The sequence below is a fragment of the Streptomyces sp. NPDC012835 genome, assembly GCF_042900885.1.
GTDB lineage: Bacteria > Actinomycetota > Actinomycetes > Streptomycetales > Streptomycetaceae > Streptomyces.
Window position 1 is genome coordinate 96,479 of sequence record NZ_JBIBBW010000001.1, and the last position, 22,529, is coordinate 119,007.

The 22,529-nt window shown below is 72.7% G+C and carries 18 protein-coding genes; 5 read left to right on the forward strand and 13 right to left on the reverse strand.

Annotated features, from left to right (window positions below):
- The first annotated feature begins 417 nt into the window (after positions 1-417).
- Positions 418-1,227 carry an NPP1 family protein gene (locus tag ACFY6S_RS00460; protein WP_388828910.1) on the forward strand — a complete coding sequence of 270 codons (810 nt, stop codon included), beginning with the start codon at positions 418-420 and terminating at the stop codon, positions 1,225-1,227.
- A gap of 69 nt (positions 1,228-1,296) precedes the next feature.
- Here the strand turns inward: ACFY6S_RS00460 and ACFY6S_RS00465 are convergent, their stop codons facing one another.
- On the reverse strand, positions 1,297-1,698 hold the full coding sequence (locus ACFY6S_RS00465; RefSeq protein WP_388829173.1) for a DUF4232 domain-containing protein: 402 nt from the start codon (positions 1,696-1,698) through the stop codon (positions 1,297-1,299).
- Between the two features lie 547 nt (positions 1,699-2,245).
- Here ACFY6S_RS00465 and ACFY6S_RS00470 point away from each other — a divergent pair.
- Positions 2,246-3,499 (forward strand): PP2C family protein-serine/threonine phosphatase, encoded by a 1,254-nt coding sequence (locus tag ACFY6S_RS00470; RefSeq protein ID WP_388828907.1) that lies wholly within the window; start codon positions 2,246-2,248, stop codon positions 3,497-3,499.
- Between the two features lie 209 nt (positions 3,500-3,708).
- On the forward strand, positions 3,709-5,154 hold the full coding sequence (locus ACFY6S_RS00475; protein WP_388828904.1) for a carboxylesterase/lipase family protein: 1,446 nt from the start codon (positions 3,709-3,711) through the stop codon (positions 5,152-5,154).
- 30 nt (positions 5,155-5,184) lie between these two features.
- Here the strand turns inward: ACFY6S_RS00475 and ACFY6S_RS00480 are convergent, their stop codons facing one another.
- The 6 genes from ACFY6S_RS00480 to ACFY6S_RS00505 all read right to left on the reverse strand — a co-directional run bounded on the left by ACFY6S_RS00480 (position 5,185) and on the right by ACFY6S_RS00505 (position 13,527).
- Positions 5,185-6,015 carry an aldo/keto reductase gene (locus ACFY6S_RS00480; RefSeq protein WP_388828901.1) on the reverse strand — a complete coding sequence of 277 codons (831 nt, stop codon included), beginning with the start codon at positions 6,013-6,015 and terminating at the stop codon, positions 5,185-5,187.
- A gap of 302 nt (positions 6,016-6,317) precedes the next feature.
- Positions 6,318-8,267, reverse strand: coding sequence for a protease pro-enzyme activation domain-containing protein (locus ACFY6S_RS00485; protein ID WP_388828898.1), 1,950 nt, complete (start codon positions 8,265-8,267; stop codon positions 6,318-6,320).
- Between the two features lie 269 nt (positions 8,268-8,536).
- Positions 8,537-9,994, reverse strand: a complete 1,458-nt coding sequence (locus ACFY6S_RS00490) for a GH1 family beta-glucosidase (RefSeq protein WP_388828895.1) — start codon at positions 9,992-9,994, stop codon at positions 8,537-8,539.
- Positions 9,995-10,078: 84 nt separating this feature from the next.
- Positions 10,079-11,002, reverse strand: a complete 924-nt coding sequence (locus ACFY6S_RS00495; protein WP_388828892.1) for a carbohydrate ABC transporter permease — start codon at positions 11,000-11,002, stop codon at positions 10,079-10,081.
- Between the two features lie 18 nt (positions 11,003-11,020).
- The gene (locus ACFY6S_RS00500) at positions 11,021-12,034 is read right to left on the reverse strand and encodes a carbohydrate ABC transporter permease (RefSeq protein ID WP_388828889.1); all 1,014 of its coding nucleotides are present in this window, start codon (positions 12,032-12,034) and stop codon (positions 11,021-11,023) included.
- Between the two features lie 191 nt (positions 12,035-12,225).
- On the reverse strand, positions 12,226-13,527 hold the full coding sequence (locus tag ACFY6S_RS00505; protein WP_388829170.1) for an ABC transporter substrate-binding protein: 1,302 nt from the start codon (positions 13,525-13,527) through the stop codon (positions 12,226-12,228).
- A 277-nt stretch (positions 13,528-13,804) separates the two neighbouring features.
- Between ACFY6S_RS00505 and ACFY6S_RS00510 the strand changes: the two genes are divergently transcribed.
- A complete protein-coding gene (locus ACFY6S_RS00510; RefSeq protein ID WP_388828886.1) occupies positions 13,805-14,836 on the forward strand; it encodes a LacI family DNA-binding transcriptional regulator in 1,032 nt (343 codons plus the stop codon).
- Between the two features lie 165 nt (positions 14,837-15,001).
- Here ACFY6S_RS00510 and ACFY6S_RS00515 read toward each other — a convergent pair whose 3' ends face one another.
- The gene (locus ACFY6S_RS00515) at positions 15,002-15,970 is read right to left on the reverse strand and encodes an SDR family NAD(P)-dependent oxidoreductase (RefSeq protein WP_388828883.1); all 969 of its coding nucleotides are present in this window, start codon (positions 15,968-15,970) and stop codon (positions 15,002-15,004) included.
- A gap of 304 nt (positions 15,971-16,274) precedes the next feature.
- Here ACFY6S_RS00515 and ACFY6S_RS00520 point away from each other — a divergent pair, with 304 nt between their 5' ends.
- Positions 16,275-17,285, forward strand: coding sequence for an alpha/beta fold hydrolase (locus ACFY6S_RS00520; RefSeq protein ID WP_388828880.1), 1,011 nt, complete (start codon positions 16,275-16,277; stop codon positions 17,283-17,285).
- Positions 17,286-17,357: 72 nt separating this feature from the next.
- Here the strand turns inward: ACFY6S_RS00520 and ACFY6S_RS00525 are convergent, their stop codons facing one another.
- The 5 genes from ACFY6S_RS00525 to ACFY6S_RS00545 all read right to left on the reverse strand — a co-directional run bounded on the left by ACFY6S_RS00525 (position 17,358) and on the right by ACFY6S_RS00545 (position 22,343).
- Positions 17,358-17,882 carry a flavin reductase family protein gene (locus ACFY6S_RS00525; RefSeq protein ID WP_388828877.1) on the reverse strand — a complete coding sequence of 175 codons (525 nt, stop codon included), beginning with the start codon at positions 17,880-17,882 and terminating at the stop codon, positions 17,358-17,360.
- Between the two features lie 23 nt (positions 17,883-17,905).
- On the reverse strand, positions 17,906-18,703 hold the full coding sequence (locus ACFY6S_RS00530; protein WP_388828874.1) for an alpha/beta hydrolase: 798 nt from the start codon (positions 18,701-18,703) through the stop codon (positions 17,906-17,908).
- Between the two features lie 742 nt (positions 18,704-19,445).
- Positions 19,446-20,939, reverse strand: coding sequence for a UDP-N-acetylmuramoyl-L-alanyl-D-glutamate--2,6-diaminopimelate ligase (locus ACFY6S_RS00535; RefSeq protein WP_388828871.1), 1,494 nt, complete (start codon positions 20,937-20,939; stop codon positions 19,446-19,448).
- Between the two features lie 151 nt (positions 20,940-21,090).
- Positions 21,091-21,234, reverse strand: coding sequence for a hypothetical protein (locus ACFY6S_RS00540; RefSeq protein WP_388828869.1), 144 nt, complete (start codon positions 21,232-21,234; stop codon positions 21,091-21,093).
- A gap of 152 nt (positions 21,235-21,386) precedes the next feature.
- Complete coding sequence (locus ACFY6S_RS00545; protein ID WP_388828866.1) at positions 21,387-22,343, reverse strand: DUF2510 domain-containing protein; 957 nt, start codon at positions 22,341-22,343, stop codon at positions 21,387-21,389.
- Positions 22,344-22,529: the final 186 nt, after the last annotated feature.

A 22,529-nucleotide genomic window follows, 5' to 3' on the forward strand; every position in this document is an offset into this window, starting at 1 on the left:
GCGAAGCCGCCGACCGGGAGACCGACGAAGGGGAGGCAGGTCGGTTCCGCGCCCCGCGCCGGTGGCCGGGGCACTCGGTGGGGCCGGCCGTCGAGGGCGCCCGTCCGCGGTTGTTCTCATGTGCGAAAGTCGTGTGTTCACGGTGGCGACAGGATGGCCGCCACCGGTCCGGACACCCACCGCCGCGATCACCTGTCGGTGAAGGCGCCTGCCGCGGCGCGACCGGGTGGCCCGAACCTCCGCCGATGTCACGACTCCTCCTCGCCGGCTCCCCCCGTCCCCCGCCGGCCCGGGGCTCGACCGCCCCAAGGGGGGCCCTGGTTACGGGCGTTCGACATCCCTACGCTGTTGCCGGTGCCGCTCCAGGCACGGCCGCGTCGCAGGCCGCATGCTTCCCCACGAGCACGAGGAGATTCGATGTCACACCGCCCCCGCCGCTTTCTGACCGGCTCGCTCACCGCCGCGTCACTGATCGCGGGTCTGCTCCTCCTGCCGGCGCCCGGCGCCTCGGCCAACGAACCCCTTCCCGAGGGCCCGGCCACACTCCAGGACTTCGCCGCCGCGTCCGTACCGCAGTGGAACTTCGCCCGGGCCAACAGCAACGACCCGTGCTGGCCCGAGTCGGCATTCGGCTCCGACGGTGCTCCCGCCGCCGGTGGCAGCGTGCAGAACTGGCCCAACAGCGACGGCGGTTGCGCTCCGCACGGGGCGCCGTTCCCCACGTACTACACCGTCCAGAAGTGCGCCTCCGACGAGATACGCGTCGTCTTCACCATCTATCAGGCCACCAGCGGCTTCCAGCCGTCCGGCCACCGGCACGATTTCGAGCACGTCGAGGTGGTCTGGCGCAGGAACGGGACCGACTGGACCAGGGACCGGCTGCTGCTGAGCGCGCACGGCGGCCACCGCGTCGTGTCGTGGGCCGACGCGGAAAGCTGGAACCGCGACCGGGGACACGCGGCCAAGGGGCTGGAGCACCCCCGGATCTTCGTCGGATACGGAAGCCACTCGATGTACAACAACCAGGGCGGCCGCAAGGACGTCATCTCCGCCTACACCGACGAGTACCGGCACGCCGACTACCCGTCCTGGGCCGACCAGGGCGGCGGTCTGGTGGAGGTCGCCAAGGACAGCGCCCTCCAGCGGAAGTTCGACGCGAACGCCGCCGCCTGGGGCAGTGCCGACAGCAACCCCGGCAAAATGGCCCGGGAGTCCTGCTCCCACTGACGGGCGCGGGAACGCGCGGACGAGGGCGCGCGGGCGGGGGCCCGCGGCCCCGGTCCGCGCGCCCGTCCGTCAGCCCGCGCGCATCGCCGTCACGGTGAAGGTGTCACCGCAGACGACGGGCTTGGACGCACTCAGTGTCATGGCGTCCTTGGAGCCCGGCGGGTAGATCTTGATCAGGCTCGGCGCGGCCCAGCAGGACGACCCCTTGATGCCCTTGTTCAGCGTGTGGAGCGTGGTCTGCGCGCTGCCCCCGGGCGCGAGCCTGACGACACCCTCCTGCTCGCCCTCGCGGGTGGCCGGCTTGCCGATCGGGGTCCCGTCGCCCGCGAGCAGCGAGACGCCGGGGAAGCCCTGGAGCGTGCAGGCGCTCGACCCCTTGTTGACGAGCCGCAGGTCGTAGCGGATGTTGCCGGCGCCCGCGTCCGGGGCGCCGAGGCTGATCCCGAGCCGGTCCGCCGCGCACCGCGACACGGTGGTGCCCTTCGCCCCGCCGCTCGCCGCGCCGCCGCCCGGTTCGGTGCCGGGGCTGGCCGCCGACTGCGCGGAGGCGCCGGACGAGCCGGAGGGGGACGGCGTTTCGGCCGCGCCCGTCGGGTCGGCCGCCGAGGGTGTCCCGCTCGCGGCCGGCGGGCTGCCGGAGCCTGCCGCCGCGCCGTCACCCGACGTGCCGCCACCGGCGCCGCACGCGGCCGTGGCGACGGCGAGCACCGTCGCGGTCACCGCCATCGTGCTCACGCGCCATGCCCGGCCGGTTCTCGGGGACCGGGCCGCTCGTGGGACCGCCTGGATCTCCGGCCCCTCCTGCGCGTCCTGGGATGCCGTCCTGGGAATCTGGAAGTGATCGGACATACCGTCCACCTGCCCCTCCACGTCGCATGTATACCCGGGCGCACCTATAACCCGATATACGGAGAGCGTCCGCTCTCTTTACGAAGACGGCATCCGGAGCCGATCCGTGCCTCTGACGGCGGGCGTTTCCGGCGCGGTGGTGTGAGACTTCTGTTGAGGAGTTGATCGCATGGCGAGCGAATCTTCCGACGCGGCCGGACGGGAGGACCTCGACGAGCGGCTGCTCGAAAAGCTGCTGGCCGAGGCACACACGGCGGCCCCGATGGACCTGCCCGAACTGGTGAACCGGTGCGCGAGAGCCATCGGTGTGGACAGCGTCGTCGTCTATCTCGTCGACATCCAGCAGCGGCATCTGGTGCCGCTGACCCACGGACTGCCGACCATCGACCTGGACGCCTCGACCGCGGGCTGGGCCTACCGCACGCTCGACATGCGGGTCGAGGAACACGGCAACGGGGTGCTCACCGCCTGGCTGCCGCTGGTGGACGGGGTGGAACGGCTCGGGATCCTCGGTGTGCGGACGGTCCTGCTCGACCCGGTGAGGCTGCGCCGCTGCCGGATGCTCGGCTCCGTGCTGGCCATGGCGATCACCTCGAAACGCGCGTACAGCGACAGCTTCGCCCGGCACTCGCGTACCGAACCGATGGATGTCCCCGCGGAGATGCTGCGCGCCCTGCTCCCGCCGCGCACCATCGGCAGCGAACACGCCGTCTCCACGGCCGTGCTGGAGCCCGCTTACCACATCGGCGGCGACGCCTTCGACCACTCCCTGACCCAGTCGACCCTGCACGCCGCCATCTTCGACGCGATGGGCCACAACCTCGCGTCGGGGCTGACCACGGCGGTGGCGCTGGCGGGCTGTCGCAACGCCCGGCGCGCCGGCGCCGAGCTGCCGGAGCTGGTCGACACCATCGACCAGGCACTCGGCCAGTGGCTGCCCGACCAGTACTGCACCGGCATCGTCACCCAGTTGGACCTGACGGAGGGGATCTTCCGCTGGTGCAACTGCGGCCATCCGCCGCCGCTGCTGATCCGCGGCAAGGAGGTGGTGGACGCGGCGCTGGAACGTACTCCGCAGCCGCCGATGGGGCTGCCCGCCCAGTTCGCCACCGAGCCGCGGGCGGCCTACGAGGTGGCGCTGGAACCCGGCGACCGGGTGCTGCTGTACACGGACGGGGTGACCGAGTCCCGGATCGAGGGCGGCGCGGAGTTCGGACTCCACCGCTTCACCGATTCGATCATCCGGGGCGCGGCCGCCGGCGAACTGGCGCCGGAGGCGCTGCGCCGGATCATCCACTCGATCCTCGACCTCCAGCGGAACGTGCTGCGCGACGACGCCACCCTCCTGCTCATCGAGTGGCGCTCGCCCCGGCCCCGGCCCGGCGGCCCGGTCGGCGCCAGCGCCCGGGTGACCCGGGCGTAGCACCCCGCGTCCGGATCCCGCCGGGCGCGCGGGGCCCGCGTCGTGCCCCGGTCCGGCCCGATCCGGACGGAAGACCCCGGCCGGCACGTGTCGCGGGCGCCGCGGGCGGAAAGGGTGGCGTCAGGGGCGCGCCCGAGCGGCGGGCGCGTCGGCCCGTCCGCTCCCCCGGGCGGCCGACGGCACCGGCAGCGCGACAGTCGAGGAGCGCCATGGAACCCACGGTCACCACCGAGTACGGGCGGGTGCGCGGGCGGACGGAGGGCGGTGTCGCCGTCTTCCGCGGCATCCCGTACGCGGCGGCGCCCGTCGGGCCGCACCGGTTCCGCCCACCGGCCGCGCCGCCGCCCTGGGACGGCGTACGGGAGGCGGCCGTCTTCGGTCCCACCGCGCCCAAGAACCCGTACCCGCCTCCGCTGGACGGGCTGCTGCCCGATCCGGAGGTGGCGGGCGACGGCTGTCTGAACCTCAACGTGTGGACGCCCGATCCGGGCGGAGCCGGGCTGCCGGTGATGGTCTGGATCCACGGGGGTTCGCTGCGGTACGGCTCGTCGGCCGTGGAGACCTACGACGGCGCCGCCTTCGCCAGGGACGGGGTGGTGCTGGTCTCCGTCAACTACCGGCTCGGGATCGAGGGCTTCGGGTTGTTCCCGGACGCGCCCGCCAACCTGGGGCTGCGCGACCAGCTCGCGGCCCTCGCCTGGGTACGGCGCAATGTGGCGGCGTTCGGGGGCGATCCCGGCCTGGTCACCGTCTTCGGGGAGTCCGCCGGCGCGTTCTCCACGGCCGGGATACTGGCCTCGCCGCACTCGGCCGGGCTGCTGCGCCGGGCGGTGCTCCAGAGCGGGGTCCCCTCGGCCGTGCCCCCTGCGCGGGGCCGCCGCACCACCCGTCGTATCGCCGCGCGGCTGGGTGTCCCGGCCACCGCCGCCGCGTTCGCCGCCGTGGACCGCGCGCGGCTGCTGCGCGCCCAGGCCGACGCGGTCGGCGGAAGTCCGCTGGGCGGCGGCGCGGCCTTCGATCTGGTGGTGGACGGGGAGGTGCTCCCCGAGGACCCGGCGCGGGCGCTGTGCGAGGGGCGGGGCCATGAGGTGGAGCTGCTGCTGGGCACCAACACCGACGAGTACCGGCTGTGGTTCGTCCCCGGCGGACTGGTCGACCGGATCACCCCGTTCACCCTGCGTCTCGCCCTGCTCAGGTTCGGGGTGAGCGGCCGGACCGCCGCCGTCTACCGGGCCGGCCGGCCGGGTGCGACGCCCGGCGAGATCCTCGGCGCGCTCGCCACCGATCTGCTGCTGCGTGTCCCGCTCAACCGGCTCGCCGACGCCCGCCGTACGGCCCCCGCCGCCACCTGGTTCTACGAGTTCGGCTGGCCGTCGCCGGTCCAGGGGCTCGGTGCCTGCCACGGGCTGGAGATCGGTTTCGTCTTCGACACCCTGCGGGCCCCGGCGACACGGCGGCTGACCGGCCCGGACGCGCCGGAGGCGCTCGCCGCCGCCATGCACCGCGCCTGGGTGGACTTCGCCGTCGCGGGCGACCCCGGCTGGCCCGCCTGGGACGGCTCGCGGCCCGTCATGACGTACGGCCCCGACGGGCCGGCCCTGGTGCGCGCCCCCCGGGAGGACGAGCGGCGCGCCTGGGAGCGGCGCGGGCGGTGAGGGGCGGTGCAGGGCCGGACCCCCGTGGCGTCAGAACTCCTCGTGCTCCTCGGGGTCCCCGCCGAGCCTGCGGTGCGGACCGGCCGAGATCGTCTCCATCTCGTCCCGGCTCAGCCGGAAGCCGAAGATGTCGAGGTTCTGCCGCTGCCGGCCGGGATCGGCGGACTTCGGGATCGGCACCGCGCCGAGCTGGGTGTGCCAGCGCAGCACCACCTGTCCCGGGGCGACACCGTGCGCGGCGGCGATCGCCACGATCTCCGGCCGCTCCAGCAGTCCCCGGCCCCGGCCCAGCGGGCCCCAGCTCTCGGTGCGGATGCCCTTGGCGTCGTGCGTGGCGCGCAGGTCCTCCTGCGGGAAGCCGGGATGCAGCTCGATCTGGTTGACGGAGGGCAGCACGCCGGTCTCGTCCTCCAGCCGCGCGAGGTGCTCGGCGGTGAAGTTGGAGACCCCGATGGAGCGGACGAGTCCGTCCTCGCGAAGTTTGATCATCGCCTTCCAGGACGCGACGTACTTGTCCAGGCGCGGCAGTGGCCAGTGGATGAGGTAGAGGTCGACGTAGTCGAGTCCGAGCCGCGCGCGGGACTCCTCGAAGGAGGCGAGGGTCTCCTGGTAGCCGTGGTGGCGACCGGGGAGTTTGGTGGTGACGACGATGTCCTCGCGTGCCACCCCGCTCGCGGCGACGCCGCGTCCGGTGCCCGTCTCGTTGCCGTAGTTCAGCGCGGTGTCGATCAGCCGGTAGCCGAGCCCCAGCGCGCCGGCGACGGCCTTCTCCGCCTCGGTGTCGTCGAGCGGGTAGGTGCCCAGGCCGATGGCGGGCAGTGCGCTGCCGTCGTTGAGCGGATGGACCGGGGTCGTGGTCACAGGTCTGCCTCTTCCTCTCGCTGTCCGGTCCGACCAGCGTAGAGCGGGTGCGCGGGGCAGGCCCGGCGGGGCTGTGGGCAGGGCCGTGGGGGGGGGGGGGGGGGGCGGGGGGGCCCGCGGGGGCGGGGCGCGGGGGGGGGGGGGCGCGCGCGGCGGGGGGGGCCAGGGCGGGGGCGGCTCCTGCGCCGGGGGGGGGGGGGCCCCGGGGGGGGGGGGGGGGGGGGGGGCGGGGCGGGGGGGGGGGGGGGGGGGGCGGGGCCCCCGGGGGGGGGGCCGGGGGCCCCCGGCCGTCCCGGGTCCGGTCAGCGGGTGCGGTACGAGGTCACGTATCCCGGTGCCGGGCTGCCGACGCCTGTCACGTCGTCGTATCCGACGACGGCGGACAGCGAGCTGTCCTGTCCGAGGCTGCGCAGCGAGGTGGCGGTCCCGTCCGCGCCGTCGTGACCGTTCACGAAGTCGTTCCGTACGACCGCGAGCCGTCGGCCCGCGCCCAGCGGCCGGTCCGTCACGTCGTGGTAGGCCGACGTGCCGTATCGCTGGTAGATCGCGGGGTTGGCGAAGCCGATCGGCAGCCCGCGGCGGGCCTGCTGGGCGAGCGCCTGGACGCCCGCGACGACCGGTGCGGCCAGTGATGTTCCGCCGATGCGGTACTCGTCGTACCCCTGGGTCCCGTCGGGCAGTGTCTGGGTCTGGCCGACGAGGAAGCCGGTGTTCGGGTCGGCCACGGCGGCGATGTCGGGGGTGGTCCGCATCGGAGTGGCGCCGTTCGCCTTCGCGAGGGCGTCGGGGACGGTGCCCCGCTGGTAGTACGGCTGCGGGACGGTCGCGCTGGTGCCGCCGCCGGCTCCGGAGGTGTAGGCGCCCGGGAAGCCGCTCCAGGCGCGGCCGTCGGCGGAGAGGCCGGCCTTGAGGGTGCCCCAGCCGGTCTCCCACCGGTACGTGTCGTGCTTGCCGACGGCGAGCGAGGTGCCGCCCACGGCGGTCACCCACGCGGAGTTCGCTGGCATGTCGATCTGCTTGGTGCCGGTGGAGGCGACGTTGTCGCCGTCGTCGCCCGAGGAGAAGTAGAAGCCGATGCCTTCGACGGCGCCGAGCTGGAAGACCTGGTCGTAGGCGGCGGCGGAGGCCGGGGTCTCGTTGGACTCCAGATCGCCCCAGGAGTTGGAGACGATGTCGGCGAGCCGGCCGTCGACGATTCCGGAGAGCGAGTCCAGCAGGTCGTCGTCGTAGCAGGAGGCCGCGCCGACGTAGACGATGCCGGCGTCGGGCGCGACCGCGTGGACGGCTTCGACGTCGAGGGTCTCCTCGCCGTACCAGCCGGCGGCGCCGCACTCCTCGGTCTCGCGGTAGTCGGCGGGCAGCACCTGGGTCAACTGGCCCCTGCGGTACGCCTGGTCGCCGTTGCGCCGGGCGTAGGTGGCGGCGTCGCGGGCGATGGTGGGCGAGGCGTACGCGTCGGTGACGGCGACGGTGACGCCCTTGCCGGTGAAGTTCTTCGCGCCGTAGGCGGAACGCAGTTGCCTGCCGGTGTAGCCCTTGACCGCGTAGGGGGCCTTGGTGCCGTAGGCCGACGGCAGCTTCTTGTCGGTCTTCGAGCCGTAGTAGGTGGAGAAGGGCCCCGCGTTGCGGAAGACCTCGTCGGGCGGGGGCAGCGTGTCGTCGTGGCGCGCCTTGTGCGGCGCGTTGTCGAGACCGGTGACGGTGAGGACCGCGCCGTCCAGTGACGCGGGCACCGAGGGCGTGGTCTCGGGCGCGCGGTAGGTGTGGCCGTCCTTGGCGTAGGTGTGGAGCCGGGTGGAGAACGCCCTCTCCACGGCGGCGGTGGTGCCGCTGACCGTCAGGTGGTGCCGTGCGGAGCCGGTCACCCTCAGCCCGGCCGAGGTCAGCCAGGAGGTGACGCGGGCCCGCTGAGCCGCCGTGGCGCCGAAGCGGGCCTCGGCCTGCCGCGCGGTCAGGTACTCGCCGTACGAGGCGGAAGCGGGGTCGGACACCGCCTCGGCGTACCGGGCGAGCCCGGCGGCGTCCCGGCCGGCGAGATGGACGCGGGCGGTGATCCGGCCGGAGTCGGGCGCGCTGCCCCGGTCGGCCTGCGCGGTGGCCCACAGCGGTTTGGTGCCGACGAGCGTGTCACGTCCGGCGGGGCCGGTGTCGGCGCCCGCGGACGGTATGGCGAGGGCGAGAGCGCCGACGACCATCGGCAGTGTCGCCGCCCAGGTCAGTCCGGCGCGCGGGCGCGGTCGGCTGGATCTCATGGAACCCCCTGCGGTGTGAGTGAACGGGTGCGGCGGGAAGGGTCGTTGGCAGCCACACGCAAGGGTTCACTCTCTCGGCCAACCGTTCATCAAGGGGACATGCGTTGGCCAAGGGAGACTCAAAGACTCGTCATGCCCGGATCAACCTCCGGGCCCGGTACGCTTCCGCGCCCGCCGCCCGCCCCCTGCCGCTCCGGCGCGCCCCTGTTCCGGACGCGCCGGAGCGGCGGAGCCCCGCGTACGGCCCCGCCGCTCCCGTGCTCCACCCGCTACCGGGTGTGCAGCGTGCCCGTACGGGCCAGCTCGGCGTACCAGTGCGCGCTGGCCTTGGGGGTGCGGCGCTGGCTCGCGTAGTCCACGTACACCATCCCGAAGCGCCGGCCGTAGCCGTACGCCCACTCGAAGTTGTCGAGCAGCGACCAGAGGAAGTAGCCCCGGATGTCGGCCCCCGCCTCGATGGCCCGGTGGACGGCGGCGAGGTGGTCGCGGAGATAGGCGATGCGCTCGGGGTCGCGGACCTCGCCGTCGGGCCCCGCGTAGTCGTCGAAGGCCGCGCCGTTCTCCGTGATCATCAGGGGCAGCCCGGGGTGCTCCCGCTGTACCCGGGTCAGCAGCTCGTACAGCCCGCTCGGGTCGATCGTCCAGCCCATCGCGGTCCTGCTGCCGGGGGTCTGGTGGAAGGCGACGTGGTCGGCGCCCGGCCAGGGGCTGTGCTCGCTCGCGCCGTGCCCGTCGGAGCCGTGGACGGCGGGGCCCTCGTGGTGGGAGACGAGCGTCGGCGAGTAGTAGTTGACGCCGAGGAAGTCGAGCGGCTGGTGGATGAGCGCGAGGTCGCCGTCCCGGACGAACGACCAGTCGGTGACGGACGCGGTGTCCTCCATCAGGTCCGCCGGGTACGCGCCGTCCAGCATGGGGCCGGTGAAGATCCGGTTGGCGGTGCCGTCGATCCGGCGCACCGCGTCGGCGTCCCGCTCACTCGGCGTCAGCGGGCGTACGTGGTGCAGATTGAGCGTGACGGACACCTGCGCCTCCGCGGGCAGCCGCTCACGCAGCGCCGTGACCGCGAGACCGTGGCCCAGGTTGAGGTGGTGCGCCGCGCGCAGCGAATCGGCGGCGTCGGTGCGGCCCGGGGCGTGGACACCGGAGGCGTAGCCCAGGAACGCGCTGCACCAGGGCTCGTTGAGCGTCGTCCAGGTGGCGACCCGGTCGCCGAGGGCGTCAGCGACGAGACCCGCGTACTCGGCGAACCGGTAGGCGGTGTCCCGCTCGGGCCAGCCCCCCGCGTCCTCCAGCTCCTGCGGGAGATCCCAGTGGTAGAGGGTGGCGACGGGCTGGATGCCCTTCTCCAGCAGTCCGTCGACCAGTCGCCGGTAGAAGTCGAGGCCCTTCACCGAGGCGGGCCCGTTGCCGGTCGGCTGGACGCGGGGCCAGGAGACCGAGAAGCGGTACGCGCCGACGCCGAGGCCGGACATGATCTCGATGTCCTCGGGCCAGCGGTGGTAGTGGTCGGTGGCGATGTCACCGGTGTCGCCGTTGCGCACGCGCCCCGGGGTGTGGGAGTAGACGTCCCAGATGGACGGGGTACGGCCGTCCTCCCGGGCGGCGCCCTCGATCTGGTAGGCGGCTGTCGCGGTGCCCCACAGGAAGCCGGCGGGGAACGTGAGGGGCGCCGCGGGATCCGGGAGCTGCCCGGAGGGGAGCGCGGCGGTGGAGGTGGAGGTGGCCACAGGGGTCCTTCCGCAGAGTTGTGACGGTGTACGGGGAACGGTGGAGCGTGGGAGAAGGTGACGGGCGAACGCCCTGACGGCGGGTCAGCCCTTGACGGCGCCCTGCATGATGCCGCCGACTATCTGACGGCCGAAGACCATGAACATCGCGAGCAGGGGCAGCGTGCCGAGCAGCGCGCCGGCCATGATGACCGACTGGTCCCTGACATAGCCCGCGCTGAGCTGGGTGAGGGCCACCGGCACCGTCGGATTCGTCATGTCGAGGGCGATGAAGGGCCAGAAGAAGTCGTTCCACGCCTGCACGAACGTGATCATGAAGAGGACGGCCATCGGCGGCCGGGCGATCGGCAGCACGATGGACCAGAAGATCCGCAGCGAGTGCGCGCCGTCGATCCGCCCCGCCTCGATCAGTTCGTCGGGCAGCGCCTCCTTCAGGTACTGCCGCATGAAGAACACCCCGACCGCGCTGACCAGCGTCGGGAAGATCACGGAGGGCAGCTTCTGCCCCCAGCCGAGGTCGGCCATCATCATGAACAGCGGGACGACCCCGAGCTGCGGCGGGACCATCATCGTGCCGATGACCAGCATCAGCAGGGCGTTGCGGCCCTTGAAGCGGAGCTTGGCGAAGGCGAATCCGGCCAGGGTGGCGAAGAAGACCGTCGAGAGCGCGATCACGCCCGCGACGATCAGGCTGTTCAGCATCGCCTGGCCCATGGCGGCCTCGGTCCACGCCCGGCCCAGGTTCTTGAACAGGTTCGGCCCCGGAAGGAAGGGCGGCGGGCTCTGGGTCACCCGCGTGTTGTCGGTGGAGGCGGCCACCATCGTCCAGTACAGCGGGAAGAGGGAGACCAGGGCGGCGAAGCCGAGCAGGACGTAGGCGAGCGGACCGGCGTGGTGCTGGCGGCCCGCGCCCGGCCGCAGCGCGCGGCCGAACCGGCGCTCGGCGGGGCGCGAGGGCGAGGTCCGGTCCTGCGCGTCCGCCAGGACCGGTGCGATATCGGTGGTCATGGGCTGCTGGCTCCCTGGTCAGGACTTGCGGGATGTGACGCGCCCGATGACGCGCTGGAGGACGAACACGAGGACGAGGATGAGGAACATGGCCCAGGCGATCGCCGACGCCCGACCCATCTGGTAGTTCTTCCAGCCCTCCTCGTAGAGCAGCAGGCCGAGCGTCTGGTACTGGTTGTCGGCGCCGCCGCTGACACCGTTCGGCCCCTGTCCGAAGATCAGCGGTTCGCCGAACAGCTGGGTCGCGCCGATCGTGGAGAGCACGATGGTGAAGATGATCGTGGCGCTGATGCCCGGGATCGTGACGGTACGGAACTGCTGCCAGCGCGAGGCCCCGTCGATCGCCGCGGCTTCGTAGAGGTCCCTCGGGATGGCCTGCATGGCGGCCAGGTAGAGCAGCGCGTTGTAGCCGGTCCAGCGCCAGATCACGATGGTGGAGATGGCGAACTGGGCGGGCCACTTCTCGCTCGACCAGTCGATGGAGTCGATCCCCACCGTGCCGAGAGCCCAGTTGACCATCCCGAAGTCGCGCTCGAACAGCATGGTGAAGACCAGCGCGGCGGCGCCGATCGACGTGGCGTACGGAGCGAGGGCGGCGACCCGGAAGAACACCGAGCCCCGCAGCCGGTAGTTGAGCAGATGGGCCAGGCCGAGCGCCATCAGCAGCTGCGGAACGGTGGAGATGACGCCGATGGTGAAGGTGTTGGCCAGCGCGTTCCAGAACAGGTCGTCCTGGATCAGCTCGGTGAAGTTGGCGAGGCCGCGCCACTCCCGCGTGTGCATCGTGGACAGCTCGACGCGGTGCAGCGAGATCCAGAAGGTGTAGAGCAGCGGGTAGAGACCGAAGGCGCCGAAGATCAGGAAGAACGGGGCGATGAATCCGTACGGCATCGCCCCGAGGTCGAGCCGGTGGATGAGGGTGCGTCGCGACTGCCGGGAGGAACCGCCGCCCGCGCCGCCCTTCCCGGGGGGACCGGCTGGCGCGAGGTGCGGCTGCCCGCCCGTGGGGGCTGCCGGGGTGGAGGTGGCCACAAGGGCTTCCTTCCGTGGAGTTGACCGGTGGTGCGGTGACGGTGGTGCGGTGACGGTGGTGCGCGGGACCGGCGGGGGCCGCGGGTCCCGGTGAGCCTGCCGGGTGGCCTCCGCCCGGGCGGCCGGGCCGGGAGGGCACCGGCCGCCGGAGCGGAGCGCGTCGGCCGGAGGGCTCCGGCGGCAGGCTCAGATCAACGCGTCAGCTTCTTGATCCGCTCGTCGGTCGTCTTCCACGCCTCGTCGGCGTCCTTGCCCTTGTCGACCAGCTGAAGTCCCTGCGAGAACGTGTCCTTGATGTTGCCGTCCTTGCGTCCCAGGACCTGCTTGTCCGGGATCTCCTTCGCCGCCTCGCCGAAGATCTGGCCGATCGGCGCGTCGCTGAAGTACTCGGACTTGGCGTCGGCGACCGCCGGGAGGTCGATCGCCGTCTTCGAGGAGGGAAGGTTTCCGAGCTTCTCGAAGACGTACGCCTGCTGCTCGGGCGCGGTCAGCCAGGCGACCAGCTTCCGGGCCTCCTCCTTGACCGGGCTCTTCTCCATCACGCCGAGGAACGCGCCGCCCCAGTTGGCGCCCTTGGGCGCCCGGGCGACATCCCACTTGCCCTTGTTCGCCGGTCCGGCCTTCTCGCTGATGTGGGCGAGCATCCAGGCCGGGCAGACGGTGGAGGCGAAGGTCGACTGGGCCAGCCCCGGGTCCCAACCGGCCTGGAACTGGGGCAGCTTGGCGGTCAGGTCGTCCTTGCCGGCCGAGACCGCGAGGTTCCAGGCGTCCTTCACCACCGGGTTGTCCTGGTAGATGAGCTTGCCGTCCTCGTCGTAGAACTGCTTCTCAGCGCCGTAGATCATCGCGTTGAACAGCCCGCTGGAGCTGTCCATGAAGGAGACCTTCTTGTCCTTCGACTTCTGCTTGAAGGTCCGGCCGGTCTCCACGTACTTGGACCAGTCCCCCGCCCACAGCTTCGCCACCTCCTCGCGGTCGGTCGGCAGCCCGGCCTGCTCGAACAGGTCCTTGCGGTAGCAGACCGCCATCGGGCCGATGTCGGTGCCCAGCCCCAGCAGCTTGCCGTCCTTGGCGGTGACCTGGCTCAGCTTCCACGGCAGGAAGTGATCGATGCCCTCGGTCTTCGAGAGATCCATGAACTTGTCGGCCTGGGTGTCGACCAGTTCCTTGGCGCGGCCTATCTCTATCCCCTGGATGTCCTTGAGACCGCTGCCGGCCGCCAGGTGCGTCTGCAGCGCGGTGTAGTACGTCTGCTCGTCACCGGCCACATCGGCCTCGATCTTGATGGTGGGGTTTTCCTTCATGTAGCGGTCGAGGAGGCCGCTCTCCTTGTACCCCATGACCCCGAAGAGGCCCATGCTGATGACGGTCTTGCCGTCCTTGGTGGTCGCCTTGTCCGCGTCGCCGCCGCTGGAACAGCCGGCGACGAGTACGAGCGAGACCGCGGCCGCTGTCGCGGACGCGAGGGTGGAACCGAAGCGATGACGGGCCATGCCCATGGTGCTTCCTCCTAGCAGCGGCGCCCCGGCGTGCGCCCGCTGCGGCTCAGGATCGACTGGATGAGAGACCCGCCCCGGGATGAAAATGGGAGCGCTCCCAACGGGTTGTGGAAGACTCTCCGTAGACACAGGGTCGTGTCAAGAGTCGAAGTCGGTTCCGTTGCGGGAATGTGTCCGGGCGCCGGCTCCGAGCCGCCGGTACACCGGTCGGTCGGCACAATCTCCTGGTGAGCGCTCTGGCGCCGTGGGAGAGCAAGAGTCAGGAGACGCGATGAGCAGCCGTAAACAGCCAGGCCAGAGGCCAACTCTTGAAGCCGTGGCCCAGCTGGCGGGCGTGGGCCGCGGCACCGTCTCGCGCGTCGTCAACGGCGCTCCCGGGGTGAGCGCGAGGGCCAGGTCCGCCGTCGAGGCGGCCATCGCGGAACTCAAGTACGTACCGAATCCGGCCGCCCGGTCCCTGGTCACCAGCCGGACCGACAGCATCGCGCTGGTGATCCCCGAGTCGGAGAGCCGGCTCGCGTCCGAGCCGTACTTCTCGGCGGTCATCAGGGGAGTCAGCACGGAGCTGGCCGACACCGACATGCAGCTGCTGCTGATCCTCGTGCGGGACCAGCGCGAGCGGGACCGGCTCATCCGGTTCGTGGAGGCGCGCCGGGTCGACGGGGTGCTGCTGGTCGCGGTCCACCGCGACGACCCGCTGCCCGCGTTCCTGGAGATGTCACGGATACCGACGGTGCTGGCGGGGCGGCGCACGAGCGACGAGGCGCTGAGCCATGTGCACTCCGACAACGCGGGGGGCGCGGCGCAGGCCGTACGGTATCTGCTCGACGGGGGGCGCCGGATCATCGCGACGATCACCGGACCGCTCGACATGGACGTGGGCCGGAGCCGGCTGAGCGGATGGCGCGACGCCCACGCCGAGAGGGGCGCGCCCGCACCGGACGAAGCGCTGGTCGCCCCGGGCGACTTCACCGAGGAGGGCGGGCGCGCCGCCATGCGTGAACTTCTCGAACGCCGGCCGGGGCTCGACGCCGTCTTCGTCGCGTCGGACGTGATGGCGGCGGGCGCGCTGACCGTGCTGCGGGAGCGGGGCCGGCGGGTGCCGGAGGATGTGGCGGTGATCGGTTTCGACGACTCCATCGTCGCCCGTCACACGGTGCCGCCGCTGACGAGTGTGAGTCAGCCGACGGAGGAGCTGGGGCGTACGATCACCCGGCTGCTCCTGGATGAGATCAACGAGCCCGCGCTCGCGCACCGCTCGCTGACCCTGCCCACCACGCTCACCCACCGCAGCACCACATGAGCGCCGGCCCCCGCGGCGCCGTCCGCGCGCGACGGGCCGGTCGTACGGTACGCCCGCGCCCGTCCGCTCCGTACGGGCGAGGGCGTACCGTACGGAGCGGACGGGGACGGGGACGCACCGTACGGCGGGACGCGGCGTGCTCGGGCACGCCCGCGAGCCGGGGGGTCAGGCCGGCGGCGCGAAGGCGTCGACCCCGGTGAGATCCGCGGACATCCGCCACAGCCGGGCCGCCTGCTCGGGGTCGGTGGCGTGGGCGCTGACCCCACCGGGAACGGGGCCGTCCGGAGTATGCGGTTCCGCGATGTCGCAGTCCTCGCAGAAGACCCCGCCCTCGCCCGCCAGCCGGGGGGAGGTCGCCGCCCAGACCTGGGTGGCAGCTCCCTGCTCCGGTGTTTTGAAGGAGGTGTTCACCAAGGCACCGTTCTCGTCGATCCAGCCCGACCTGACCATCTCCTCCCGGGTCAGATGACGCTGGAGCGGGGTGAGGATGCCACCGGGGTGGAGCGAGAAGGCCCGCACCCCCATCTCCTCGCCGAGCGCGTCGAGCCGCAGGGCGAACAGCGCGTTGGCCGTCTTCGCCTGGCCGTACGCCTGCCACTTGTCGTAGCCCTGTTCGAACATGGGGTCGTCCCAGCGGATGCCGGAGATCCGGTGACCGGACGACGACACCGAGACGACCCGTGCGCCGCCGGGCTCGATCGCCGGCCAGAGGCGGTTGACGAGCGCGTAGTGGCCGAGGTGGTTGGTGGCGAACTGCGCCTCCCAGCCGGGGCCGACCCGGGTTTCGGGGCAGGCCATGATCCCGGCGTTGTTGATCATGATGTCGATGGTGCGGCCGGAGCCGAGGAACCGCTCGGCGAAGGCGCGCACGCTGTCGAGATCGGCGAGATCCAGCTCGTCGACCTCCACCCCTTCGATGCCGTCGAGCGCCTTCGCCGCCACCTCGGGCCGCCGGGCCGGTACGACGACGCGGGCGCCCGCGCCCGCGAGCGCCCGGGTGGTCTCCAGGCCGAGACCGGAGTAGCCACCGGTCACGACGGCGAGCCGGCCGGTGAGGTCGATGCCGCGCAGTACCTCCGCCGCCGTGCTCCGGGCGCCGAACCCCGAACCGATCCTGTGCTGAGCAGTAGTCATGTGGCGCAGGCTACGAAGTGGAGTGCGCTCGAAGTCAACCGCGCCGACCGCCTCTCCGGGGTTTCACCCGTGTGATCGCCCCTGGACAGGGTCCCCTCCGGGCGGCGGGTGCGGCCCGGGTTCGGGGCCACCGCTCCCCCGGCGCCGTCGCGGCCGACCTCTCCCGTCCGGTTGTACGACGGCCGAATCCGCCAGCGGACCACGCGACGCGACGCGCCCACGATCGGGTCATTGATGTCCGCCCCGAAGTGACCAACTGCTAGGCAGGGACGTTCCTGTACGTACCGGAGCCTCTGGAGTCAGCATGTCCATCGATACCGTCCTCGACCAGGAACAGACACCGCCCGCCGCACGCCCCGTCATCCCGGGGCAGGCCGCCGACGGGCGGAGCGCCGGAGCGGACGGCCCGGTCGAGGAGCGGGACCTGACGTTCGACGGCTTCCGCTACACCTGCCGGATCGTGCACCACGAGGAACCGCTGACCGAGCCCATGCTCGTGCTCGGCGGATCCTCGCAGGACCGCAACTCGTGGGTGCGGCACGAGAAATGGCTGAGTCCGCTGGGGCAGGTGATCACGGTCGATCTGCCGGGCTACGGGACCGCCGACTTCCTGCCCGCGCATTACGGCATCGACTTCCTCGCCGCCACCGTCCGCCATCTGCTCACCGAACTCGGCGTGCCACGCGTCAATCTGATCGCGGCCTGCTACGGCGGCGCGGTGGGGGTGCGCTTCGCCCAGCACTACCCGGATCTCGTCGCCCGGCTGATGCTCGTCGGCATGACCACCCGGATCCCGGCGGACTACGCGGTGGCCATGGAGCGCTGGGCCGTCATGATCGACCGGGGCGAGACGGAGACCATCGCCCGTGAGCTGGCCGACCATTTCATGTCGCCCCCCGGCACCGGCCGGGTCCGCAAGCACGCCGCCGTGTCCCGGCTCGTCTACCAGCAGATCGCGGGCCAGAGCCCGGAGGAGCTGAGCAAGTCGGCGGAGCACAACACCCGGCTGATGCGGCACGAGTGGTACCGGCCGGAGCCGGTGCCCGCCGTCCCGAGCCTGGTGGTGACCGGCGAGCACGACACCCTGTGCACCCCGGAGATGGGACGCGACGTGGCCGCGACCCTGCCCGAGGCGCGGTTCCTCACCATCGACGAGACGGACCATCTGGCCCCGGTGGAGCGGATCGCGGAGTTCTCCGATCTGATGGCTCGCTTCTGCACCGACCGGTCGCTGGACGAACTGCCGTACAGCAGCCGCCCCGAGACGCTGGGCACGGCGGTGGCCGGGGGCCGCTGCGCCGGCACGACCCCCTGAGCAGGGCACGGCCGTGACCGGCGCACCGGGCCGCCCGGCTCCGTAGCGGAACCGCCCCGTACCGTCCGCGCGTCAGTCCCGGTGGTGCGGTGGCAACCGAACGGACGCGGCGAACGCGCCGTCGTGATGGACCAGGCCGGGCCCCTCACCCTCGCCGCCGCCCGCTTCGACCTCACCGACCACCAGGAGATGGTCACCGACGCGCTGCCGCAGCGTCACCCGGGCGGTGAGCCACGCCGGTACATCGTCCAGCAGAGGCACCCCGTCGTCGTCCTCGCGCCACGGGATTCCGGCGAAGCGGTCGATGCCGCTGCGCGCGAACTGCCGGGCGAGCGTGGTGTTTCCGGTGCCCAGCACGTGGACGGCGAAGCGGTCGGCCGCACGGACCGCCGCGCAGGTCGACGCCGTGAGGCCGAGACAGAAGGAGACCAGCGCGGGTTCCAGCGAGACCGAGGTGAACGAGGTGGCGGTGAATCCGGCCGGCCCCGGGACGGTGATCACCGTGACCCCGGCCGCGTGACGGCGCAGGGTGCGACGGAGGGTCTCGGCCGCGGCGGCGGGCACGGCGGGCACGGCGCCTTCGGTGGACACGGCCATCACGTCTCCCTTCGTCCGGGCGCTCACAGCGCCGCTCCCCGCTCGATCGTGAGGATCGGGCTGAGTCCGGGGTCGGCACGCAGCCTTTCGAGCCACAGCACGATCACCGCGGCGGCCGTGCGGTGCGAGGCGTCGTTGAGGACGTCGTGCAGCCCGTCGTGCACCACACCGAGTGTGGCGCGCGGCAGCCGGGCCGCCAGCTCGCGGGCCTGCTCCGGCGGGGTGACCGGGTCCGCCTCGCCGTGCAGGATCAGCGCGGGCGCCGCGGGCCGCACGTCGGTGAGCAGATGACCGGGTACGGGCGCGGTCAGCCGGCCCCGTAGGAACGCGGCGTCCTCGGTGAGCCGTGCGCGATGGGTCGGGCAGGCGGTACGCGCCGCCAGTTCCCCTTCCCAGTCGGTGTACGTGTCGGCGTGAGGGCCGTACGGGTGGGGGTGGTCGACGGTTTCCACACCGCTGCCGGCCGGCGGCTCGGTCCCGGCTGCGGTCGGAGCGGCCCCGGCGACGACGATGCCCTCGACCGGCAGCCCGGGGTCGGCCGCGGCGGCGGTGTGCAGGGCCTGGAGCGCTCCGGTGTCGCTGCCGATCAGCACGACGGGCACCGCGGGATCGGCTCCCGCCGCGTCCGAAGCGCGGGCCAGCACGGCTTCGGCGTCGTCGTCGGGGGTGGTCCCGAGCGCGTGGACGACATAGCCGTCGGCCGCCAACCGCCGCCCGAACCGCTCGTAGACATAGGGGTGTTCGCCCCGTCCGGGCAACAGGAGCAGGGTGCCGCGCGGAGCGATCGGGGTGGGCGGCAGCCAGCTGCGCAGATCGGTCATCGTCGGCCTCCGGTTGAGTCGAGTACGGGGGTGGTGACGGGGGGGCGCCCTGCTCGCAGCGGCGAGCCCCCCTTCGCGAACAGGCTTTACGTGAAGCGGAGTTCGGTGTGGGCGCAGGTGGACCGTGGGGCGGGCGCGCCGTCGGGCGGCCCGGGCGAGCGGGACGAGGGGCGGGCGGGCGCGCCTCCTTCGAGAAGGCGCACTCGGGGACCCAACAGGGCTGCCGGTCAGGGCCGTTGGCACAGCACCGGCAGGGATCATGGGACGCGGCAGTGGCGGCGGGGCCGGGAGGAGCGTGCGGTGCCGCCGGACAGATCCTCGGGTGACCGGCGGCTTCCACCGGTGCGGGTGCGCCGGAGCGCCGAGCACGGCGTGGCGCGGCCTCCTCGGTGGCGTCAGCGACAGAGGGCGCTGGAGGTGCGCAGGTAATCCACGAAGCGGCAGACCACGGCCGGGTGCGTCGAATGCATGTCCCGTATCCTCATGGCCACGCGCGGTGGTGTCAATGGACACCTGCGGGTATCTCACCGTCCGAACCCCGGCGACCTGCGCTTTCACCTCGCGGAGGCGCCCGCGATCGGCCCCGCGACCGAGGTGCCCGACCGGGTCGGGCCGGCGGCCGGTCCGGCGGTGTTCGCCGAACCGGGCCCGACCGCGCGACGGCCCCGGCCTGCCGCCACCGGCCCGGCAACCGCCCGGCCGGTCCCGGTGATCCGAGGTTCCGGGGCCGCTCCGCCCGCCCTTACAGGGAGAGTTCGCGCACGGTCGCCATGTCGCTGAACGCAATGAGCCGCTCGCCGACGATCTGGTACGGCTCGCTGCCGCGGCCGGCGATCAGCACGAGATCGTCCGGGCCCGCTTCGGCCAGGGCGAACGCGATGGCTTCGCGGCGGTCGACGAGCCGCTCGTAGCGGGTCGCCGTCGCGTCGAGCCCCGGCGCGATCTGGTCCATGATCGTGCCGGGGTCCTCGTTCCGCGGATTGTCCGAGGTGAGCACGCACAGGTCCGAGTGGGTGCCGGCGATCTCCCCCATCGGCGCGCGCTTGGTGATGTCGCGGTCGCCGCCGCAGCCGAAGACCGTGATGACCCGGCCGCGCGCGAAGTCGCGGATGGCCGTGAGCACCTTCTCCAGCGAGTCCGGGGAGTGCGCGTAGTCGACGATCACCGAGACGCCCGCCGGGGTCTCGAAGCGTTCGAACCGCCCCGGTACCGGGGGCATCCGGTCGAGCGCGCCGATCAGTCCGGGCAGACCGTGTCCCAGCAGATGGCAGGCGGCCACGGTGGCGAGGGCGTTGGCCACGGAGAACCGGCCGGGTACGGGGATGGCCGCCGGGTACTTGCGCCCCGCGTGGTGGAGGGTGAACCGGGTGCCGTACGCGTCCATGTCGAGGTCGGTGGCCCGGTAGTCCGCCTCGGTGTCGAGTGCGTACGTCGTCACGGCGCCCGGCATCAGCGCGCCGATCGACGCGCCCACCGGGTCGTCCAGGTTGACCACGGCGCGTTCGCACAGCCCTTGGAAGAGGCGGAGTTTGGCGTCGCGGTAGTTCTCCATCGTGCCGTGGTCGTCGAGGTGGTCCTGCGTCAGGTTCGTGAAGACCCCGACGTCGACGTGCGCGTGGTCCACCCGGTGCTGCAACAGCCCCATGGACGTGGCCTCCAGGACCACGGTGGTCACCCCGCGATCGCGCATGTGTCCCAGCAGGTACTGGAAGTCCGGCGCCTCGGGCGTGGTCAGCACCGTCCTCGGCATGGGGATCAGCTCGTCGCCGATCCGGCTGCCCGCCGTGCCGATGACCCCGACCCCGGCCCCCTCGGCGAGCCGCAGCACGGACTCGACCATGTACGAGACCGAGGTCTTCCCGTTGGTGCCCGTCACGGCCACGATGTCCATCGCGCGCCCCGGTTCGCCGTGGTAGCGGGCGGCGACGACGGAGGCCGCCGTACGCGCGTCCCGGACCCGGACCACACACGCCTCCGTGTCCACGGGCGTCGTCGCGGCGGTCCGGACCGCTGTCTCTCCCGGGGGCGCGGCTTCGACCAGCACCGCCACCGCGCCCCGCGCGATGGCCGGGCCGACGGCCTCGGGTCCGCCCTCCGGGTGTCCGGGCACGGCGATGAACAGCGCACCGGGCGAGACTCGGTGCGCGTCGATGACGACGCCCGCGGTGATCGCCGTGTCCGGATCGCCCCGGAGGATCTCGTGGTCGTGCCCGGCGAGCAGTTCGCTCAACTTCACAGGGGGTCCTCTCGTCGACGCGACCCCCGTGGCACGTCGTGGGGTCGCGGAAGTGTGGCGACGGTCCACGAGTCCGTGGTGACGCGGTGTTACGGGAGGAAGCGGCAGACGCGGAGGGAACTCCATCGGCGTCCGGTGGGGTGAAGGGTCGCTAGCCGTGGCCGTGTACGGCGAGGCAGCCGGCTTCGGTCGCCGGCAGCGGGCCGTGGCCCGTGGCGCGCGTGCCGGAGCCGACCCGGCGCCGCGCGCAGGCGGCCCGTGGCGAGCACACCCGCACGGCACGTGTACAACCCATGGTGGGGAGTGTACGGCCGTGGCCGGGCTCCCGGCGCCGCTCGGACCGCCGGACGCCGCGCGCCGCACCCTCCGGCCGCGCGCCGGCACGGAAGGGCGGGCCGCACACGGCGGCCCGCCCGGATGGAGTCGCGAGGATGGGGGCGCGGCGGGTCAGACGCCCTGTCCGCTGCCGCCACCCGTGCTCGGGGCGGCCTTGATGCCCCGCGTGATGTCGTCCATGACCGAGAGCCCGGGTGCCTTGTCGTTGATGTCGAAGCCGGAGCGCACCACGACCAGCATGTCCGGGGTGGCGGGCGAGGGGAAGACGAGTGACTGCACGTAGCCGTCGTCGCCCTTGCCGGTGACCACCTTCCAGCGGACCAGATAGCCCTTCTGCCCGGCCACGCTGACGGCCTCGGACTTGAGCTGTTCGTGCGAGGACACCCCGTAGGTGTCGCCGCCGTAGGACTCCTCGGCGTTGGCGGCGATGTCCTTCTCGGCGGACGCCTTGGCCGTCTTGGCGGTGTTCTTCAGTGCGGCGGCGGGCGCGGAGAACACTCCGCCGCGCACGCAGTCCGCCGACGAGTCCCCGGGACAGGTGTACTTCCCGGTCGTCACTCCGGCGCCGATCATCCCCGACTCGCCGGTCCAGCCGTCCGGTACCGGAATGCTGATCCCGCTGGCCGCGTCGGTGGCGTACCCGTCCTCGGTCTGCGGCTGCTCCTGGGCGCCGCCCTCGCCGCCGCCCGAGCCGCCCTCTCCCCCGCGGCCCCCGGGCGCCGGGGAGCGGTCCCCGGGGAGCGAGGGCGCGGCGGACGGAGCGGATCCGCTGTCGGCGGCTGGGGCCGCGCCGCCTCCGCTGTCGCGGCCGAGCAGATAGAAGCCGCCCGCCAGAGCGAGTGCCACCACCGCGGCGGTGACACCGACGATCACACGGCGGCCTTTGCCGTGCGGCGCGGTCGGCGGTACGGCGGGATAGGGCGGCGCGCCCGGCGGGCCCCACGCGCCGGACGGAGCCGCGCGGAGTTCGTCGGTCCACGCGGAACCGTCCCACCATCGTTCCTGACGGGGGCCGTCACCTGTGTGTCCTGGATCGGGATGCCAGCCGGGCGGAGTCGTGTAGGTCACAACGCTCACTTTAAGCACACTGTCTGAAAAGCTGGTGAGAGGGTCATGAGAATTCACGCCCTGCGCCCTGCCTGCCCGTTGGTGTCGTCCCGCGTGCGCCGTGCCCGTCGACGCCGATCCCGTCCTGGGGATTCCGTCGGTGGTGGGCGGGACCGGTGGCGAACGGAGTCGGCGGCGAGCGGAGAG

What these genes read in the sequence shown, in the direction of transcription:
- ACFY6S_RS00460 (WP_388828910.1), top strand. Translation starts at nt 418, where the DNA reads ATGTCACACCGCCCCCGCCGCTTTCTGACCGGCTCGCTCACCGCCGCG.
- ACFY6S_RS00470 (WP_388828907.1), top strand. Translation starts at nt 2,246, where the DNA reads ATGGCGAGCGAATCTTCCGACGCGGCCGGACGGGAGGACCTCGACGAG.
- ACFY6S_RS00475 (WP_388828904.1), top strand. Translation starts at nt 3,709, where the DNA reads ATGGAACCCACGGTCACCACCGAGTACGGGCGGGTGCGCGGGCGGACG.
- ACFY6S_RS00485 (WP_388828898.1), bottom strand. Translation starts at nt 8,267, where the DNA reads ATGAGATCCAGCCGACCGCGCCCGCGCGCCGGACTGACCTGGGCGGCG.
- ACFY6S_RS00495 (WP_388828892.1), bottom strand. Translation starts at nt 11,002, where the DNA reads ATGACCACCGATATCGCACCGGTCCTGGCGGACGCGCAGGACCGGACC.
- ACFY6S_RS00505 (WP_388829170.1), bottom strand. Translation starts at nt 13,527, where the DNA reads ATGGCCCGTCATCGCTTCGGTTCCACCCTCGCGTCCGCGACAGCGGCC.
- ACFY6S_RS00510 (WP_388828886.1), top strand. Translation starts at nt 13,805, where the DNA reads ATGAGCAGCCGTAAACAGCCAGGCCAGAGGCCAACTCTTGAAGCCGTG.
- ACFY6S_RS00515 (WP_388828883.1), bottom strand. Translation starts at nt 15,970, where the DNA reads ATGACTACTGCTCAGCACAGGATCGGTTCGGGGTTCGGCGCCCGGAGC.
- ACFY6S_RS00520 (WP_388828880.1), top strand. Translation starts at nt 16,275, where the DNA reads ATGTCCATCGATACCGTCCTCGACCAGGAACAGACACCGCCCGCCGCA.
- ACFY6S_RS00525 (WP_388828877.1), bottom strand. Translation starts at nt 17,882, where the DNA reads ATGGCCGTGTCCACCGAAGGCGCCGTGCCCGCCGTGCCCGCCGCCGCG.
- ACFY6S_RS00530 (WP_388828874.1), bottom strand. Translation starts at nt 18,703, where the DNA reads ATGACCGATCTGCGCAGCTGGCTGCCGCCCACCCCGATCGCTCCGCGC.
- ACFY6S_RS00540 (WP_388828869.1), bottom strand. Translation starts at nt 21,234, where the DNA reads ATGGGTTGTACACGTGCCGTGCGGGTGTGCTCGCCACGGGCCGCCTGC.